At 70.4% G+C, this 17,256-nt stretch carries 15 protein-coding genes; 14 read left to right on the top strand and 1 reads right to left on the bottom strand.

The annotated features are described in order from the left end of the window. Window positions 1-72 precede the first annotated feature (72 nt). From ACFVIU_RS12180 to ACFVIU_RS12240, 13 genes are all read left to right on the top strand, one after another. Window positions 73-438, top strand: coding sequence for a hypothetical protein (locus ACFVIU_RS12180; protein ID WP_385842258.1), 366 nt, complete (start codon window positions 73-75; stop codon window positions 436-438). Continuing rightward, window positions 435-1,163: a polysaccharide deacetylase family protein gene (locus tag ACFVIU_RS12185; RefSeq protein WP_385842260.1), complete on the top strand. Its 729-nt coding sequence runs from the start codon at window positions 435-437 to the stop codon at window positions 1,161-1,163. The genes ACFVIU_RS12180 and ACFVIU_RS12185 overlap by 4 nt, the downstream gene beginning before the upstream one ends. Beyond that, window positions 1,160-2,251 carry a glycosyltransferase family 4 protein gene (locus ACFVIU_RS12190; RefSeq protein WP_385842261.1) on the top strand — a complete coding sequence of 364 codons (1,092 nt, stop codon included), beginning with the start codon at window positions 1,160-1,162 and terminating at the stop codon, window positions 2,249-2,251. Before ACFVIU_RS12185 ends, ACFVIU_RS12190 begins: the two co-directional genes overlap by 4 nt. Continuing rightward, window positions 2,248-4,578 (top strand): hypothetical protein, encoded by a 2,331-nt coding sequence (locus tag ACFVIU_RS12195; RefSeq protein ID WP_385842263.1) that lies wholly within the window; start codon window positions 2,248-2,250, stop codon window positions 4,576-4,578. Before ACFVIU_RS12190 ends, ACFVIU_RS12195 begins: the two co-directional genes overlap by 4 nt. Continuing rightward, on the top strand, window positions 4,575-5,729 hold the full coding sequence (locus tag ACFVIU_RS12200) for a glycosyltransferase family 4 protein (protein ID WP_385842264.1): 1,155 nt from the start codon (window positions 4,575-4,577) through the stop codon (window positions 5,727-5,729). Before ACFVIU_RS12195 ends, ACFVIU_RS12200 begins: the two co-directional genes overlap by 4 nt. Beyond that, entirely contained in the window at window positions 5,717-6,187 is a 471-nt protein-coding gene (locus tag ACFVIU_RS12205) for a hypothetical protein (protein ID WP_385842265.1), read from the top strand. The genes ACFVIU_RS12200 and ACFVIU_RS12205 overlap by 13 nt, the downstream gene beginning before the upstream one ends. After that, window positions 6,184-7,521, top strand: a complete 1,338-nt coding sequence (locus ACFVIU_RS12210) for a lipopolysaccharide biosynthesis protein (RefSeq protein WP_385842266.1) — start codon at window positions 6,184-6,186, stop codon at window positions 7,519-7,521. Before ACFVIU_RS12205 ends, ACFVIU_RS12210 begins: the two co-directional genes overlap by 4 nt. Next, entirely contained in the window at window positions 7,518-8,651 is a 1,134-nt protein-coding gene (locus ACFVIU_RS12215; RefSeq protein ID WP_385842268.1) for a glycosyltransferase family 4 protein, read from the top strand. Before ACFVIU_RS12210 ends, ACFVIU_RS12215 begins: the two co-directional genes overlap by 4 nt. Next, window positions 8,648-9,910: a polysaccharide pyruvyl transferase family protein gene (locus tag ACFVIU_RS12220; protein ID WP_385842269.1), complete on the top strand. Its 1,263-nt coding sequence runs from the start codon at window positions 8,648-8,650 to the stop codon at window positions 9,908-9,910. Before ACFVIU_RS12215 ends, ACFVIU_RS12220 begins: the two co-directional genes overlap by 4 nt. Continuing rightward, entirely contained in the window at window positions 9,907-12,219 is a 2,313-nt protein-coding gene (locus tag ACFVIU_RS12225; protein WP_385842270.1) for a glycosyltransferase family 4 protein, read from the top strand. Before ACFVIU_RS12220 ends, ACFVIU_RS12225 begins: the two co-directional genes overlap by 4 nt. A gap of 712 nt (window positions 12,220-12,931) precedes the next feature. Further along, window positions 12,932-13,528 carry an SLATT domain-containing protein gene (locus ACFVIU_RS12230; RefSeq protein ID WP_263277378.1) on the top strand — a complete coding sequence of 199 codons (597 nt, stop codon included), beginning with the start codon at window positions 12,932-12,934 and terminating at the stop codon, window positions 13,526-13,528. Further along, window positions 13,525-14,844 carry a nucleotidyltransferase gene (locus tag ACFVIU_RS12235; protein ID WP_100572685.1) on the top strand — a complete coding sequence of 440 codons (1,320 nt, stop codon included), beginning with the start codon at window positions 13,525-13,527 and terminating at the stop codon, window positions 14,842-14,844. Before ACFVIU_RS12230 ends, ACFVIU_RS12235 begins: the two co-directional genes overlap by 4 nt. 324 nt (window positions 14,845-15,168) lie before the next feature. After that, complete coding sequence (locus ACFVIU_RS12240) at window positions 15,169-16,143, top strand: hypothetical protein (RefSeq protein WP_385842271.1); 975 nt, start codon at window positions 15,169-15,171, stop codon at window positions 16,141-16,143. A gap of 95 nt (window positions 16,144-16,238) precedes the next feature. Here ACFVIU_RS12240 and ACFVIU_RS12245 read toward each other — a convergent pair whose 3' ends face one another. Continuing rightward, entirely contained in the window at window positions 16,239-16,433 is a 195-nt protein-coding gene (locus tag ACFVIU_RS12245; RefSeq protein WP_100572683.1) for a hypothetical protein, read from the bottom strand. A 244-nt stretch (window positions 16,434-16,677) separates the two neighbouring features. Here ACFVIU_RS12245 and ACFVIU_RS12250 point away from each other — a divergent pair, with 244 nt between their 5' ends. Continuing rightward, window positions 16,678-17,073 carry a hypothetical protein gene (locus tag ACFVIU_RS12250; protein ID WP_385842273.1) on the top strand — a complete coding sequence of 132 codons (396 nt, stop codon included), beginning with the start codon at window positions 16,678-16,680 and terminating at the stop codon, window positions 17,071-17,073. Window positions 17,074-17,256: the final 183 nt, after the last annotated feature.

Below are 17,256 nucleotides of genomic sequence, written 5' to 3' on the forward strand. Positions count from 1 at the left end.
CGCCGGAACCGCGCCGTCGCTGCCATAGCTGCCCTGTTCGTGCTGGTGACGGCCGCGTGCACCGTGCCGTGGGTGCGACATGAGCTGCGCGCCTCGTTCACCCGCCTGCCCAGCACCTACACGGAGTTGTACTTCGACGGCACCCCGGACGTCGTGCACGGCACGGCCGTGGTGCCGGTCACCGTGGTCGCGCACGGAGCCGCCCCGCGGACGTACCGGCTGCGCGTATGGCTGGCCACGGCGTCCGGCCGTACCGAGATCTCCCGCACAGTCGGCCTCACCTCGCGCCCCGAGGTGCCGCTGCGGACGACAGTCCGGCTGCCGTACCCCCGCGCGGGGCACGGCGCGGCGGCGCGCACCGTGGTGCACGTCGCCCTCCTGGGGCAGCCTCAGACGCTTCACTACACCCTGGACGACACACCGGAGGGCACCTCGTGACGCAGCGCCAGATGGTGGTCACCACGAGCTGGGACGACGGACACCGGCTCGACCCGCGCCTGGCGGACCTGCTGGCCCGGTACGGAATACCGGGAACGTTCTACATCGCGCCCCGCAATATCGAGTTCGCTCCCGCCGACCGGCTCCCCGCCGAAGGCATACGGGAGTTGGCCGCGCGCGACGGCGTCGAGATCGGCGGGCACACCCTCAGCCACCTGAGGCTGCCGCTGATCGAAGAGGCAGCGGCTCGCGAGGAGATCAGCGCAGGGAAGGCCGAGTTGGAGGGCATACTCGGGGGCCCCGTCGTCAGCTTCTGCTACCCGCGCGGCGAGTACCGTCCGGTGCACGTACGGCACGTCGCCGATGCCGGCTTCCACCTCGCCCGCACCGTGCGGCGCAGTTCCCTGGCCACGGGTCCGCTGCTGGAGATGACCACGACGGTCAATGCCTACGCCCACCGGGTCGACGTCCCGCTCGCCCTGCGTCTCGCCGGCGGCAGACCCGGCCGCGCGGCCCAGTTGTACCTGCACTGGGACGAGTTGGCGATCCACTGGTTCGACCTGTGCCTGGAGCGAGGCGGTGTCTACCATCTGTGGGGGCACAGCTGGGAGGTCGAGGCGCGAGGCGACTGGGCCCGGCTCGAGCGGGTGCTGGACCACATCGGCGGCCGGTCGGACGTTCGCTATGTCACCAACGGAGCGCTGACCGGGGCAGGTGTCGCATGAGCACGGTGCTACAGATCACCCCCTACTACCCGCCTCACCTGGGTGGACTCGAACGGGTCGTGGAGAGCCTCGCCGCGGGCCTCGCCGAGCGGCACGACGTGCGCGTGGTCACGACCACCATCGGCTCCGAGGGCGCCCCGCGCCTGAGCCGGGAGGGTGGGGTCGGCGTCGTACGCCATCGGTCGCTCGAGGTCGCCCACACGCCGATCGCTCCCGGCATGGCCCGGACTCTGCTGCGCAGCCCGCGCCGTTCGGTGCTGCACCTGCACTCCGCGCACGCACTGCTGCCGGAGATGGTCGCCCTGCTGGCCCGGCTGCGCGGACAGCGGTTCGTGCTCCACTTCCACCTGGACGTCGACGCCTCCGGTCGGCTGGGCTGGTTGCTCCCCGCCTACAAGCGGCACGTCTTCGGGCGGGTGCTGCGCGCCGCCGCCGCCGTGCTGGTGCTCACCCCGGCCCAGGCCGACTTCGTCACTGCCACCTACCGGGTGCCCGCCGAGCGCATATTCGTCGTTCCCAACGGGGTCGGCGCCCAGTACTTCATGCCCGTACGCGAGCCCGCCGAAGGCACCCTCGATCTGCTCTACGTCGGCCGGCTCAGCTCCCAGAAGCGCGTCGACCGGCTGCTGGAGTCCATGGCCCTGGTGACGCGGCCGGTGCGGCTGCGCATCGTGGGCGACGGCGAGGACCGTGCCGAACTCACGGCCCATGCCGACCGGTTGGGTCTGAAGAACGTCCGCTTCGACGGGCCGGCCCTGGGCGCGGACCTGGTGCGCGCCTATGCCGATGCCGAGGCGTTCGTGCTGCCGTCCGACAAGGAGGGGATGCCGCTCGTCGCCCTGGAGGCCATGGCCGCCGCCCTGCCGGTGATCGCCACGCGCGTTCCCGGCACCATCGAACTCCTCGACGGCGTCGGCCTGTTGGCAGAGCCCGACCCGGCCCGGCTCGCCGAGGCCATCGACGCGATCGCCGCCGACCTCGGGCTCCGGGCGGACCTCGGGCGGCGCAGCGCAGAGGCCGCCCGGCGCCACCGGTGGGACGCGGTCGTCCGCCAGGTCGAGGACATCTACACCGAGGTGCTGTCGTGAACATACGCTCCTGGTCCGTCACCACGGCCTTGGTGGCGGCCCTGCTGGAATGCGTGCCGGGCACCCCGGTCGTGTTGCTGGTCCCTGCGGGGCTGTGGCTGCTGCTGGGAGCACCCACCCTGCTGTTCACCGCGCTCACCGAGCGGGCGCTGTCGACCCGGGACGGCCGCGTGCTCGTCGGACTGGGTCTGAGCGTCGTCGGAGCCCTTGCGCTCCTGCTGGCGCTCAACACGCTGCTGCCCGTTCTCGGCGAGGACCGGCCCTTGGAACGGGTGCCGCTGGTCCTGGCGGCGGCGCTGTACGTGGTGACGCTCGCAGGGGTGTCGGCGTGGCGCGCCTCCGTCGGATGGCGCTCACTGCTGCCCGGGGCGCCCCTGCGCGGCGACCGCCCGCCGGTCTCCCGACCGGTGGGGCTGGCCCCTGTCGGCGGCCTGGGCGCGCTCGTCCTGGCGCTGTGCGTCGCCGGTCCCGTCCGCCTCAACAACGGCCTGGGTGGCGGCGTCGCCGTCACCGCGCTGGTCGTGGTCACCGCGCTGCTGGCGCTGCTCATCGCGCGGCGAGGCCGGTACACGACCGGCGTTCTGGAGCTGGGCCTGTGGTGCGCGGCCGCCGGAATCCTGCTGCTGACCAGTCTGCGCGGCTGGTACATCACCGGGCACGACATCCAGCGCGAGTACGAGGTCTTCCGGCTGGCCGCCGACGCCGGGCGCTGGAACATCGGCACCTTCCGCGACCCGTACAACGCCTGCCTGAGCATCACCCTGCTGCCGGCCGCGCTCACCAGGCTGACCGGCGTAGAGGGCACCTACGTCTTCAAGGTGCTGCTGCCGCTGCTGTTCGCGCTGACACCCGTACTGGTGTACCGGTCCGTGCGGAACACGGCGCCGCAGATCGTCGCGCTGCTGTCCGCGGTGTACCTGATGATGTTCCCGACCTTCTTCACGGACATGACCTTCCTGGGCCGGCAGGAGGTCGCGTTCTTCCTCATGGGCTGCGCGACGGTCGTGGTCACCGACACCGCCCGGCCGTTCGCGCGACGTCGTGCCCTCTTCACGGTGCTGGTGGTCGGCATCGTGCTGTCGCACTACTCCACCACCTACGTCCTGGTCGCCGTCCTGGCCCTGGCGCTCGCCGCCGATCTGGCCTGGCGGCTCCTCACCCGACTGCGCCGTCGGCGGCCGGCCGGGCGCGGATTCCTGACGTGGTGGATGGTGGCCGCCACCGCCGCGGCGGCGTTGGTGTGGTCAGGACCCGTCACGCATACGACCGGGCAGCTGCACAGCACCCTGTCGCTGACCGCGCGGGAGCTGACCGGACAGCGTACCGACACCGCGTCCTCGGACGTGTCCTACAGCCTGTTCAGCGGCGCGTCGGTCAGTGCCGAGCAGCGGCTCGTCGACTACCGGGCCGACGTCGTGCGGCAGACCGAGAGCGGTCGGGAGCAGGGCGTCTACCTGCCCCTGAAGACCATCGACCGGTATGCCGTCCCCGTCGTCTCCGAGCAGGCGAGGCTTCCCCTGACCGCTGTCGGACGTGCCCTGCGGGCCGCCGGCGTCGACGTGGCGGCGGCCAACGGTCTGCTGCGCGCCTGCGCCGCCGCCCTGCTCCAGGTACTGCTGCTGGTCGGTCTCGCCCTGGTCCTGTGGCCCCGGCGCACCGGACGCCTGCGTGCCCGGCCCGGCTTCCGGCCGAGCCGTGACCAGATCACGCTGTCCCTGGGCATGCTCGGCGTCATCGCCCTGCTGACGGCGCTGCCCCAGCTCTCCGTCGACTACGGGGTGCTGCGCGCCTTCCAGCAGGGTCTGTTCTTCTTCGCGCCCTTCGTCGCCGGCGCCTCGCTGTGGCTGTTCCGCTGGGCGCGTCGATGGGCGGTTCCGGCTGCCTGTGTACTGGCTCTCGGCCTGCTGCTGGACCTGACCGGGGTCGTACCCAAGGTGCTGGGCGGCTACCCGGCGCAACTGCACCTGGCCGACTCCGGGCAGTACTACGACATCTACTACGTCCACCCCGAGGAGCGCACCGCCATCCGCTGGGTGCAGTCCCGCGCCACCGAGGCACAGCGGGCCGACGTCCAGTCCGAGGTGCAGACCGACCGCTACACCTTCAGCCGTCTCCAGTCGCTGATCCGGGGCCGCGCGCAGAACGACATCTTCCCGGTGCTGGTGGGCTCGCGCACCTATGTCTTCCTCGGCACGACCACGGTGACCAAGGACCAGGCCACCACGTTCTACCGCGGGGACCTGGTGACGTACCGCTATCCGATCGGGCTGCTGGACGTCACCAAGAACAAGCTGTACAGCAACGGGGGAGCGGAGATCTACCGATGAAGCGCGTGCTGCTCGTCAGCCACTACTATCCGCCGCACATCGGCGGCATCGAGAACGTCGTCCGCAACGAGGCCGGTCACCTGCGCCGGGCCGGCGTCGAGGTGACGGTGCTGACCAGCGGTGCCAGGACCGTCACCGAGGACGACGACGGGGTGCGGGTGGTGCGCATCGCCGCCTGGAACCTCCTGGAGACGCGGGCCGGCGTGCCGTTCCCTCTGCTGTCGCCGCGGGTGTGGCCGACCGCCGTGCGCTGGGCCGGCTGGGCCGACGTCGTCCACGTGCACGACTGCCTGTACGTGACCTCGTGGGCGGCGGGCCTGGCGGCGGGGCTGACCCGCACTCCTCATGTGCTCACCCAGCATGTCGCGGTGGTCGAACACCCTTCCCGCGTCGTGCGCGCCGTGCAGCACGGCGTGTACCGGCTGGCCGGACGGGGCCTGCTGCGGCGGGCGCGGCGGGTGCTGGTCGTCAACGACCGAGTCGCCGAATTCGTCACCGACCACGGCGCACGCCCCTCGACCGTTCGTCTCCTCGCCAACGGAGTCGACACCGACACGTTCCGGCCGCCCGCCTCGGACCAGGAACGCCGGGCCGCCCGACTGCGCTTCGGCCTGCCCCAGGACCGTGTCCTGGTGCTGTTCGTCGGCCGGCTGGTGCCCAAGAAGGGCTACGACCTGCTGTTGGCCGCCGCCGACCCCGCCTACGACCTGGTCTTCGCCGGCGACGGCAGCGTCTCCACCAGCGACCGGCCCGGCGTACACCACCTCGGCGCCCTGCCGCCGGAACAGCTGGCCGAGCTGTATCGCGCGGCGGATGTCTTCGCGCTGCCGTCCGCCGCCGAGGGATTCCCGCTCACCGTCCAGGAGGCGATGGCCTCCGGCCTGCCTGTCGTCACCACCGACGACCCCGGATACGCTCCTTACGGCCTGGACCGCACCCGGGTCCGGCTGCTGCCGCGGGAGGTGCCCGCGCTGCGTTCCGCCCTGTCGGAGCTGACCGGGGACGAGGAGCTGCGCGCTGCCATGGGCCGCTACTCCCGTACCTGTGCCACGGAGGGCTTCGCCTGGCCGGAGCACACCGTCCGGCTCCGCGCCCACTACATGGGCGCCGACGGATCGCCGACCCGGGAGGCGGCGGCGTGCGGCGGGTGAGCCGGGCGGCGCTGGAGACCGCGCTCGTCCACGGGCTGCTGGGCTGGCTGTACGTCGCCGCCGTCGCCGCCGTACGGCCGTCCGATCTGACCGTGCCGATCAGCTCGCTGGTGCCGGTGCGGCGCGACACGTTCGGCGCCGCCTGCTTCGCGCTGTCCGCGCTGTCGGCGACGCTGCTCCACACGACCACCGGACGCTGGTGGCTGCGGACCGGCCCCCGGCGTGGCCTTCGGGCGGCACTCCTGCGCACCGGCACGGTCTACGGCCTGCTCATGTGGGCGTACCTGTGCGTTAACTCCCTCACCCACCCCGAGACTCTCGCCCGCCCGCTCACCCACTTCGCCGACGTGCCCCGGGAGGGGCAGACCGCGTCGTGGACGTTCGCCGTGACGGCGGTGACCCTGCTGCTCGCCCGGGCGCAGGCCCGGCTCGACCGCCCGGCAGGAGAGCCCGTATGAGTCTGACCGCCCGCCCTGCCCCGCCCCAGCAGGTCGTGGCCCGCCTCGCCCGCGCCCGGGCCATGGTGCGCGACCCACTGATCGCCAACTCCCTCTTCCTCATGGCCACGACCGCACTGGGCGCGGGTGCCGGATTCGTCTTCTGGATCCTGGTCGCCCGTCTCTACCCGGCCGCCGACGTGGGCCGCGCCTCGTCGCTGCTGTCGAGCCTGTCCCTGTTGTCGTACTTCAGCCTGTTCGGGCTCAGCTCGACTCTGGTCCGGCACCTGCCGACCAGCGACCGGCGGGTGGAAGAGGTCAGCACCGCGCTCAGCACCGTCGTCGTATGCTCCTGCGCCATCTCCGGCGGTTTCGTGCTGCTGGTGCCGTGGGTGGCGCCCGAACTCGGCTTCCTGCACGCCTCGTTCTGGTACGCGGCAGGCTTCGTCGTGCTCGCCGCCGGCGCGGCCGTCAACCTGCTCACCGACTCCGTCTTCGTCGCCTTTCGCGCGTCCCGCGTCAACCTGGCCGTCAACGGCGTGCTGATGAGTCTGGTCAAGCTCGCCCTGCCGGTGCTGTTCGTCTCCGCGGGCCCCTTCGGGATCTTCGCCGCCAGCTCCGTTGCCTCCACGGTCGCCGCCGCGGCCAGTGTGCTCGCCATCCGCCGCGGCCTGCGCCTGAAGGTCCGGCCGAGGTTCTCCTGGCGCGCCTTCCGCGCCACCCTCGGCTACTCGCTCGGCAACTACCTGTCCGGCAGCCTCAACCTGATCCCGCAGATCGTGCTGCCGATCGTCGTCCTCCAGACCCTCGGACCGGTCCCCGCCGCCACCTACTTCGTCGCCTTCCAGATCGCCAACCTGGTCAACTCGGCCTCCTACGCCATCGGCGAGGCTCTGTTCGCCGAGGGCTCCCAGCACGGCGTCGCCCTGGGCCCGGTCGCCGTCCGCTCGGGCAAGGCCATCGCCCTGGCCACCGTCCCCGCCGTGGCACTGGTGACCGTCCTGGCCCGGCCCGTCCTGCACGTCTTCGGATCCGCGTACGAGGCCCACGGCACCACCACGCTGACGGTCTTCACGCTCGGCTCCCTCGCCGTCGCCTTCAACACCTGGGTCAGCTTCCTGCTGAAACTGACCCGGCAACTCGTCGCCATGGTCGTGTCCAACGTGGTCCTCGTCGCCGTCGTCCTCGCGGTCGCCCTGACCCGGCTGCACGAGGGCCTGCCGTGGGCCGGAGTCGCCTGGGGCGTCGGCAACCTCGCCTCCGGAGCCGCGGCGGGCGTCGCTCTGCTGACCCGCAGGCGCGCACTGCACACCGGACGGCACCGGCGCACCGGGAAGGAACGGAGCACCGCATGAAGATCCTTCAGATCGTCAACATCGGCCACGAGGCGGGGGGCGCCGAGAAGAGCGTCCGCCTCATCGCCGACGGCCTCGGCGCGCGCGGCCACCGCGTCCACGTCGTCGCCACCGACCTGCTCGCCGAGGACCGTGAGGTGTTCGCGGACCACCTCGTGCCGGCCATTACCGGCACCGCGCCACGCCGTTTCGCCCGCAAGCTGTTCTACCAGCGCGCCCACCGCCAGGTGAGCGCCGTCGTACGCGACTTCGCGCCCGACTGTGTCCATCTGCACACCATCGGCGAGTTCAGCCCCGCCGTCCTGGACGCCACCGCCCGCACCCGGCGCGTGCTCACCGTGCACGGCCCGGAGGACTGGACCCGCGACCTGCTGCGGTGGAACCTGCCCAGCGCCCCCGACGGCCGGCTCTCGCCCGCCGACACCGCCCGCTACGCCTACCTGCGGTACGTGCAGCGTCCGGCGTACCTGCCACGACTGCGCCGCCTGGACCGGGTCCTGGCCCCCAGCGCGTACTTCGCCGCAGCCGTTCGCCCCGACGTCGGCCCCCGCGTCCCTGTGCACGTGCTGCCCAACGGGGTCCCCGGCACGGTCGTCGCACAGCCGCTGCGCGAGCTTGACCATGTGCTGTATGTCGGGCGCCTGGACCGCGTCAAGGGCGTCGACGTGCTGCTGGAGGCCTTCGCGCGGCTCGGCCGCGGTCGGCTGACCGTCGTCGGCGACGGCCCCGACCGAGCGCGATTGGAGGCACTCGCCGGTCCCCGCGTCACCTTCACGGGCTGGCAGGCGGCCGACGCCGTGGCCCGGCATCTGGTGGGGGCGTCCGTTGTGGCGGTGCCGTCGGTGTGGCCGGAGAACTTCCCCACCGTCGCCCTGGAGGCCCTGCGCACCGGACGCCCCCTGGTCGCCTCTCGAGTCGGCGGCCTTCCCGAACTGGTCGGGGACGACAACGGGGCACTGTTCCCCGCCGGGGACGCGGCCGCGCTCGCCGCCGTACTGGACCGCCTGCTCGGCGACGGCGAGACGCTCGCCCGCATGGGCGCGGCGTCGGCGGCACGGGCGCATCGCTATACCGTCGAGGTGTTCCTCGACGGGCTGGAACGGCATTACGAAGAGGTGGTCGGGGAATGAAGGTCGTCATAGTGGACGCTTTCGACCGGGGGAATCGTGGCGACGCGGCTCTGCTGAGCGTGGCCGTCCAGCAGGTGCAGGAGGCTTTTCCCGGTGCCCATGTGCTCGTGGCGGCGTTCGAGGACCCCGCCACATGGCCGGAGTTCGAGGGCGTGCGCAACATCGGCTCGGTGCGCCGCTACGTCGGTGAGGAGACCGCGGGACGTGCGGCGAGGGTCGCACGCAAGGTAGCGGTCCTGGGCCTGGGTGCGGTCGCCGCGCTACCGGGTGGCGGGCGGCTGGCCTCCGGTCTTGCCGTGCTGCTGCCACAGGAGATGCGAACCGAGATCCGGGCGGTCATGAGCGCCGATCTCGTGCTGTCCGTGGGCGGAGGTCACCTCAACGCCCGCCCCGACCTCCCCTCCGACCTCAACATCGCCTTCCTCCTGCTGCCGCTGTGGCTCGCCCAGCGAGCGGGGGTCCCCACGGTGCTCGGGCCGCAGTCGTTCGGGCCGTTCCCGCGCCGACGGCAGCGGTGGATGGTCCGGCGGGTGGTGGGCCGGGCCGTAGCGGCCGTGGCCCGAGAGGACATCAGCGTGGCCCGGCTGGCCGAGGCCGGGGTCACCGAGCCGACCGTCCGACGCGGCGTGGACAGCGCCTTCGCCTTCCACAGCCGGTCCCGGCGGCCGTGGCGGGCCGAGCTGGGCGTGCCCGGGGATGCGCGGCTCGTCCTGGTCACGGCGCGCCGACACCTGCCGGGCCGTCAGCAGGAGCGTTACGAGGCGGCCATGGCGGGCGCCGTGCGGCGGGTTCTCGACGACGGCAGTCACGTCGTACTCGTCCCGCAGGTCACCTGCGCCTTCCAGGGCGACGACGACAGGCCGGTCAACGCTCGTATCGCCGCGCACGTGGGCCCGCACCCGGCCCTGCACGTCCTGGACGACGCCGGAATCGACCACCACGACGTGCACGCCCTGTACGGCACCGCCGACTTCATCCTGGGCACCCGCTTCCACTCCGTCATCTTCGGATTGACGTCGGGCGTGCCGTGCGCCGCTGTCGAGTACGACCACAAGACGCGCGGCATCATGGCGGACCTCGGACTGGAGGAGTGGGTGGTGCGCATGTCCGACGCACAGGGCGCGGTCGTCGCCGACCTGCTCGACCGGCTCCTGCTGTCCGGCGACGACTACAGCAAGCGTCTGCGGGCGGTTCTGCCCGCCTACACCGCGCAGGCCGGGGACTTCGTCGGCGTACTGCGCACGGCGGTGGCCCGGTGACCGCGCACGCGCCCACCACACCGACGGTGCTGCTGGCGACGCCGTACCTGCCGCCGTCCCTCGGCGGGGTGGAGCAGTACGTCTGGCACCTCGCCCGCGAACTGGGCGCCCATCACGGGTACCGGGTCGTCATCGCGACGACGGGCGGGCCGATGGGCGGTCGGCCGGGCCGCTCCGAGGACGGGCCCGGCGGCTGCGTCGTGTACCGACTGGAGGCCCCTGTGATTCTGTCGCGCACGCCCGTCGGCGCGGGCTGGCGGCGGCAGCTGCGGCGGATCATCGAACGGGAGGGCGTGGACCTGGTCAACGGGCACGCACCGGTGCCGCTGTTCGCGGACGCCGCGGCCCGGGCCGCCGGGGACACCGGCCGGCCGTTCGTCCTGACCTACCACACCGGGCGTATGCGCAAGGGCAGGCCCACGACCGACGCCGTGCTGGTCGCGTACGAACGGACCGTGCTGGCCGGGACCGCGCGACGGGCCCGCGAGGTCATCTGCTCGTCCGACTACGTGGTGGCCGACCTCGCCCGCCTCTTCGCGGGCCGCGCGACAACGATCCAGCCCGGCGCGGATCTGGACCTGTTCACACCAGGTCCGGTACCGGCCGAGCCCGGGGTGCTTTTCGTCGGCTCACTGGAGCAGCACACCGCCTACAAGGGCCTCTCCGAACTTCTCGCCGCCGTCGCGGAGTTGAAGAAGCAGGGGAGTCCCGTACGGCTGGAGGTCGTCGGCGACGGCACGGCGGCGGGCAGCTACCGGCGCACCGCCGACCGGCTCGGACTCGGCGGCACGGTCACCTTCAGCGGGCGGTTACACGGGGCGGACCTGGCCGCGGCCTATCGGCGCGCGCGGGTCCTGGCTCTGCCCACGTCCTACGACAGCTTCCCCAGCGTTCTGGTGGAAGCGATGGCCGCCCGTCGCCCCGTCGTCACCACCCGCGTCGGCGGCATCCCGAGCCTCGTCCGGCATGAGGACAACGGTCTGCTCGTCGCGCCGGGGGACCGCACCGGACTGCGCTCCGCACTGACTCGGGTGCTCACCGATGACGCCCTCGCCGACCGGCTCGCCGCGGCGGGGCTGGCCCACGTCCGCAACACGCTGGGCTGGGGGAGGCAGGCGACCCGCACCGCCGAGGTTTTCGCCCGAGTGCTCGAGGGCCGCAGGCCCCGCACGGTCGCGGTCGTCGCCCCCTACTACCCGCCCGAGATCGGCGGTGTGCAGAACTACGCCGAGCGGGTCGCCACCGCGATCGCCGGGGACCCTGCGCTGCGGTCCGTGGTGATCACCACCAACCCGGCGGACCGGCGCACCGGCGTCACCGTGGAGGACGGCGTGCCTGTCGTCCGGCTCGGCACCTGGGCCCGCCTGTCCAACACCCCGCTCAACCCCCTGTGGCCGTTCCAACTGCGTGGCTGGCTGCGGCGGATGCAGGTCGACGTGATCAACACCCATGCGCCGGTTCCCGGCCTGCCCGACCTCGCGGTCGCTCTGCGCGGTCGAAGGCCCGCCGTGGTCACCTATCACGCCGGCTCGATGCTGAAGGGCGAGGCCGCAGCCGATCGGGTCATCCGCTGCTACGAACGTCATGTGCTGCCGCGGGTGTTCGCCCGGGCTCGGGCGCTGGTCGCCGTCTCCCCGGTCTCCTTGGCCGCCCGCCGCCCCGGCGCCTTGCAGATCACCCCCGGTGTGGACACCGACCGTTTCACCCCCGGCCCCCTGCCGCCGTCCCGGCGCCCCCGCACAGTGGTGTACCTGGGCCGCATGGACCGCACCTCGTCCTGGAAGGGCGTCGACGTCCTCCTCGACGCCGCCGCACAACTCCCCGACGACGTCACCCTCACCCTGGTGGGCAGCGGCGACGCCGTCCCCGACCACCGCGCTCACGCTGAACGGCTCGGTATCGCCGACCGCGTGCACACCCCCGGGCAGTTCACAGGGGACGACCTGGTGGGGGCCCTGCAACAGGCCGCCGTCGTCGTCCTTCCGTCCAGGAGCGAGGCCGAGTCCTTCGGCATGGTCCTGATCGAGGCCATGGCCTGCGGCACTCCGGTGGTCGGCTCGGATGTCGGTGGCATCCCCCATGTGATCGACCCCGGCACCAACGGTCTCCTGGTCCCGCCGGGCGACCCAGCCGCCCTCGCCGACGCCCTGGTGTCCCTCTTGGGCGACGGCCGCCTGGCAGACCGCCTCGGTGCGACGGGCCGTCAGACCGCTGTCCAACGGTACGCGTGGCCGGCGCTTACGGCCCGCTATGTGCGGCTGTTCAGAGAAGTGAAGGCGGGGGAGCGTGAGCTGTCCCGAGTTCGGTGAGCACGCTTGGTGCGGAGTGCCTCCGGGCTCTAGAAGAAGCCGAGTTTCTTCGGGCTGTAGGAACACAGAAGATTCTTGGTCTGCTTGTGGTACAGCAGCTGCACCTGCATTGACCAGGCGAAACGGTAGTTGGCGCAGTCTTCGGTCGGGAGCTGGTCCGGACATGGTCCGGATCTTGCTCTGGAGGTGTCGGTTCGGTTCATGCTGCGACTGCAGTGCGAGCGATTGGGAGCGAGCGGGACTTGACGGCGCAGATGGTTGCCTGGCCTCGTCGGGCTCTTCCAGCACATAGGAGGCGCCGGTCGCCGGTGACTCGCGGGCCGTACCGTCGCACAACGCAGGGGCTCCGGGATGGTCGCCGCCTGCGGAATCGCGACCGCGCACGCGGCACAGGCGTCGGCGCTGCCAGGTCCGGCCCCAGTCTGCCCGGATCAGTACCAGTTGCTCTGAGCCTCGCTCTCGCGCGGGCCTGGAGCCAGGAGCTTCGCGGGGCCACCGCGGAGATGGAAGGCGAGCGGCTCCGCGGCATCGTGTCCACCGCTTTCCCCTACCTGCGCGAAGCAGGGGAGGACCGCAGAGCGGGCCAGATCGAGCGGCCTGAACGGGACGTAGCTCAAGTCGGTCGGAGTGTCAGTGGTCGCCGCCATACTCAGAAGATGTGCAACTGACTTTCAGGCGCATGTCCAGGAGTCCTCGACCGAGTAGGAACGAATTGACACCCGAGAGCGACGCGGTGCCTGACCGCGACCCCTACCTTCTGGCGCAGATACGAGAGGCCTTCGGGCGCGTGGTCTACAGCCACAAGACCCATGAGAAACAGGCGGACATCTGCTTCACCAAGCACCGGTGGCAGCAGGGCGTCCTCATTGCTCTCACCGCGATCAGCTCGGGCACCTTCCTTGCCGCGGTGGTCGGCCTGCTCGGCAACGCAGTGCTGACGAGTCTCGCGACCTCTTCTATCGCGCTCCTGGTCAGCTGGATGAGCCTTGGGACGAAGACCTTCAAGTTCGAGGAGGAGTCCGATGCCCACCGCGGCATCGCCTCTCGGCTGTGGGACGTCCGGGAGTCCTATATCTCCCTCATCGCCGACCTGATGTCCGGCACTGTCTCCGTCGCGGAGGGCCGAGAGCGGCGGGACGAGCTGCAGCGGGCCGCGCGCGACGCGTACGCCGACGCGCCTAGGACGAGCAGCAGGGCGTTCGCGCGCGCCCAGGGCGGTCTGCAGAACAACGAGGAGATGACGTTCACCTCGCGCGAGATCGACCTCTTCCTCCCGGAGGCGCTCCGGCTCGGCGAAGGCGAGGCATGAAGATGAAGACCTCAGAGATCTTCGAAACGCTGCTCGAAAACCTAAAGGTCGGAGACACGGCCACGACGGTCGCCTCGCGCCGGGATGAGATCACGAAGGCGCTCAACAAGGACTTCCGCGACAAGGACGGCTGCACCGACTACAAGCTGATGGTCGGATCGTTCGGCCGGCACACCGCGATCAAGGGCGTGTCCGACCTCGACATGATCTTCATCCTGCCGCCCGGGATCCGGTCGAGCTACGACGGGGACACCGGCCCGCGGAGGATTCTCGAGAGGGTTCGCGACGACCTTAAGGCGCGGTACAAGAACACGGAGATCCGCGTCGACCAGTGCGTCGTCCGAGTGCGGTTCGCGTCCAACGCCTTCAAGTTTGAGGTCCAGCCTGCGTTCGAGAACGCCGACGGCAGCTTCGATTACCCGGACACGAAGGCTGAGGGCTGGAAGGTCACCAAGCCGCGCGAGGAGATCGCCGCGACCAAGGAGTGCAACGACCGCACCTCGACGAACATGCGCCACCTCGCCCGGATGGCACGGGCCTGGAAGAACGCGAACGGCGTAAACATGGGCGGCCTGCTCATCGACACCCTCGTCTACAACTTCTTCGACCAGACCGACGACTACGACGCAGCGGGCACAGGCTCGTTCGACCTCATGGCCCGCGACTTCTTCGAATTCCTCAAGGATCAGTCAGAGCAGGAGTACTACCTGGCGCTGGGCAGCCGACAGCGGGTCCACGTCAAGGCGCAGTTCCAGCCGAAGGCCAAGAAGGCGTACAACCGATGCCTCGAGGCGATCGCGGACGAAGGCAAGACGTCCGCCAACAAGAAGTGGCGCGAGGTCTTCGGCACGTCGGTGCCGCTGGCGAAGAGCGCGAGCGAGTCGTCCCGGTCGTTCAGGGACACCGAGGAGTTCATCGAGGATGAGTTCCCGGTCGACGTGTCCGAGACTGTGTCCATCGACTGCGAGGTCACGCAGGCCGGATGGCGTCCGACCTGGCTTCGCGCGATGCGTCGCGGCGGGATCCTGCTAAAGGCCGACAAAAACTTGAGGTTCGTGGTCACCAGTTGCTCGGTCGGGGAGCCCTACACGCTGAAGTGGAAGGTGCTCAATCGTGGTCCGGAAGCCGAGCGGCGGGACGCGATCCGCGGCCAGATCGTCGACTCGAGCAAGCGGGGAGTCCGCATCGAGCACTCGGACTTCAAAGGCGAGCACGTCGTCGAGTGCTACGTAGTCAAGGACGGGGTCGTCGTCGCTCGGGACCGGATCGACGTGCCGATCGGCAACACGAGCGTGAAGAGGGCGAACGCCTTGTAGAAGACCGATCCTCGAAGCGTGACGAGGCCCCGACGACTCTGCCGGGGGCTCGTCGCATCAGACGCATCCGCCCCCCAGGGTTGAAGTATGGGCAGCTCTCTCGCTGTCATGTCCGAGTGCCTGCTCAACGCGGAGCTGGCTTCCGCGAAAGCGGTAGGCTGCCCGCCGCCCGGCTGAGCTGCGTTCCGGGGATCCCGGCAGGTCCGCTGAGTGGATCGTCGATCTGCTCAGCGACGAAGCAGATGCCGCGGAAGAGGAGTTTCGGCGGGTTTGGGACCTCGGCTGAAGCTGGTTTTCCGTCGGACGCTTCCGGAGAATGGTGCCGTGGAACGGCGGATCGACTTCTGGCGAGAGCGGCAGATGTTCTGTGGGCGCTGCGATCATGGGTGGCATGTCGATTTGGACTGGATCGATCGGTGGGAGCAGGCGACGGAAACCTGCCCCGGCTGCGGCATGACCTGCGAGCACGAGGATTCGCCTCGGGTGACGCTCGACTCCTGCGACCCGGCACTCGACGGCGACAGGGTCGCGCAGTTTTTCTGGTACCACGCCAGTACGCAGGCGCACTGGCCGACGCGGGACTTCGACCCGTCAGCCGTCTTGACTCCCGAGATGCGCAGGAGGATGGGCGGAGAGCAGCGGGTTTCCGCGTGGGTCGCGAGCCAGCGGGCGAAGGCCCTCCACGTCGGCGCGTACGAGGCCGCTGTCCACAACATGCTGCGTCGGATCCGTGACCAGGCCGACCAGCGCAGCCAGTTCAATCTGTATCAGGTCCGTCTGAAGCCATCCGTTGTGGTGCGGGAGGGGTGGCTCGTCGACCCCGCAAACTTCGTCGGCGACGTCGTGCTCGACGAGGTCTGCCCGCCAGGCGTCGACGTCGCCCGCTACCTGAATTACCACGAGGATCCGGGAGGGCTCTCGCTCGCACTGGGGAGGAACGCGATCGCCAGCGTTCAGCGGATCGCGGTTCCGCTCCCCGACACCCGGGATGGCGGCTGGGTGCGCGATGCCGTCGCGGCTCTTGAAGGCGTGAGCGACACCGCCGCCCCGGCGACCGGCAAGCTGGCCCTCCGCATGCGGCCGCCATCGGCGCGCGCCGTCCTGGGCCGACAGCTCGGTGCGTCCCTGGCTGACAGACTGCCGGTCAATCTCCGGAACCAGTTCAGGTCGGCCGCGGCGTTCGCGGAAGGAGAGGATCCAGAGCGCTGGGCGCGACGGACCAGCGGCCTGTTCGATCTGATCGACGATCCGACTTCCGTGCTGGCTGCGCTCGACCAGCAAGATCCCCGGGAGGTCTGAGAACGGCCTGTCCCGCTTCTGTGGGGCAGGAAGCCCTGAGGTCGCTGCCGGTCTTTCAGGTGGGCGCCGCCCTGAGTGGGGAGAGCGTGAGCAGCTCAAACGCCGCGGAGCGTCATGCTGACCGCGGAGTCGATGACGGCTTGGGAAAGTCGCTTCCATCCGATTTCGTTATCCCGGTCTAGTGCCGCCGTGTCGAGACCATCGAGGCCATCGTAGATTTCGCGAATCGCGGCGTGCTCCCCGGCGCGCACCGCTTCCAGGAGGCGCAACGTCTGCATCTTGAAGGGCATGCACGTCACCCTCGCCTGGAGACTGAGCTGTTCGGCCAATCATGCGTGACGTGATGCTGACGAGAATGGACAGCACTTGATGGCTCTCAAGGGCAGGTGGTGCGTGGGCTTCGCCGACCAGGACCATGAGTGAGGCGCGGCACTCAGGCACGCCGGAGGCGACGGACAGCTCCACACGCAGCCCTACATCGTGCAGGGTCCTGGCGATCACCTGCGGATGCATGGGCCGCTCGACCGAATACGCGTGGATGGATTGAAGGGGTTCCAGGGCATCGTTCCATCGGTTTTGATACACCAGGACCTCGGTGAGGAACCCTCTCAGCTCAAGGCGCTGGGGGCCGCGCAGACCGTCGTCCTTAAGCAGCGTTCGGCAGCATTGCTCGACTTCCTCGTCGGTCATGAGCCCGGTCGTGAGGGTGTCATTGATCTGGCCGATCTCGCGCTGAATGCGTGCGGACGGAATGGTCGGCATCCGTTGGCTCAGCGAGTCGAAATCGGCGGCGAGGGCTTGCACCTCTGGCTCCGGGGTGCCATGGCCAGTGTGACTGCGGAGCACTGTCAGGCAGTTGGCGATGGCCAAGGACGCGTCCTCGGGCGGGGAGTCGGCCAGTTGGAAGGCGAGGTCTCGGGCGCGCTGTAGATGGTGCAGCCATATTGCCGGCGCTTCTAGGTACCCTGTCGCGCTTTCCGGCGGACCGATCCGGCGGCAACACGACCCAGTCCTCACCGGGCGCGATCAAGATGCGATGGCACGGCCTCGCGTCCGTCCGGATGGGGCAGGGCGCCGGCGGACCGGTAGGCGAGCCAAAACCCTCGGCCGGGA

The sequence above is a fragment of the Streptomyces sp. NPDC127190 genome, assembly GCF_042672505.1.
GTDB lineage: Bacteria > Actinomycetota > Actinomycetes > Streptomycetales > Streptomycetaceae > Streptomyces.

Coding starts and splice junctions, on each gene's coding strand:
- ACFVIU_RS12215 (WP_385842268.1), top strand. CDS start 7,518: ATGAAGATCCTTCAGATCGTCAACATCGGCCACGAGGCGGGGGGCGCC.
- ACFVIU_RS12210 (WP_385842266.1), top strand. CDS start 6,184: ATGAGTCTGACCGCCCGCCCTGCCCCGCCCCAGCAGGTCGTGGCCCGC.
- ACFVIU_RS12235 (WP_100572685.1), top strand. CDS start 13,525: ATGAAGATGAAGACCTCAGAGATCTTCGAAACGCTGCTCGAAAACCTA.
- ACFVIU_RS12200 (WP_385842264.1), top strand. CDS start 4,575: ATGAAGCGCGTGCTGCTCGTCAGCCACTACTATCCGCCGCACATCGGC.
- ACFVIU_RS12245 (WP_100572683.1), bottom strand. CDS start 16,433: ATGCCCTTCAAGATGCAGACGTTGCGCCTCCTGGAAGCGGTGCGCGCC.
- ACFVIU_RS12220 (WP_385842269.1), top strand. CDS start 8,648: ATGAAGGTCGTCATAGTGGACGCTTTCGACCGGGGGAATCGTGGCGAC.
- ACFVIU_RS12190 (WP_385842261.1), top strand. CDS start 1,160: ATGAGCACGGTGCTACAGATCACCCCCTACTACCCGCCTCACCTGGGT.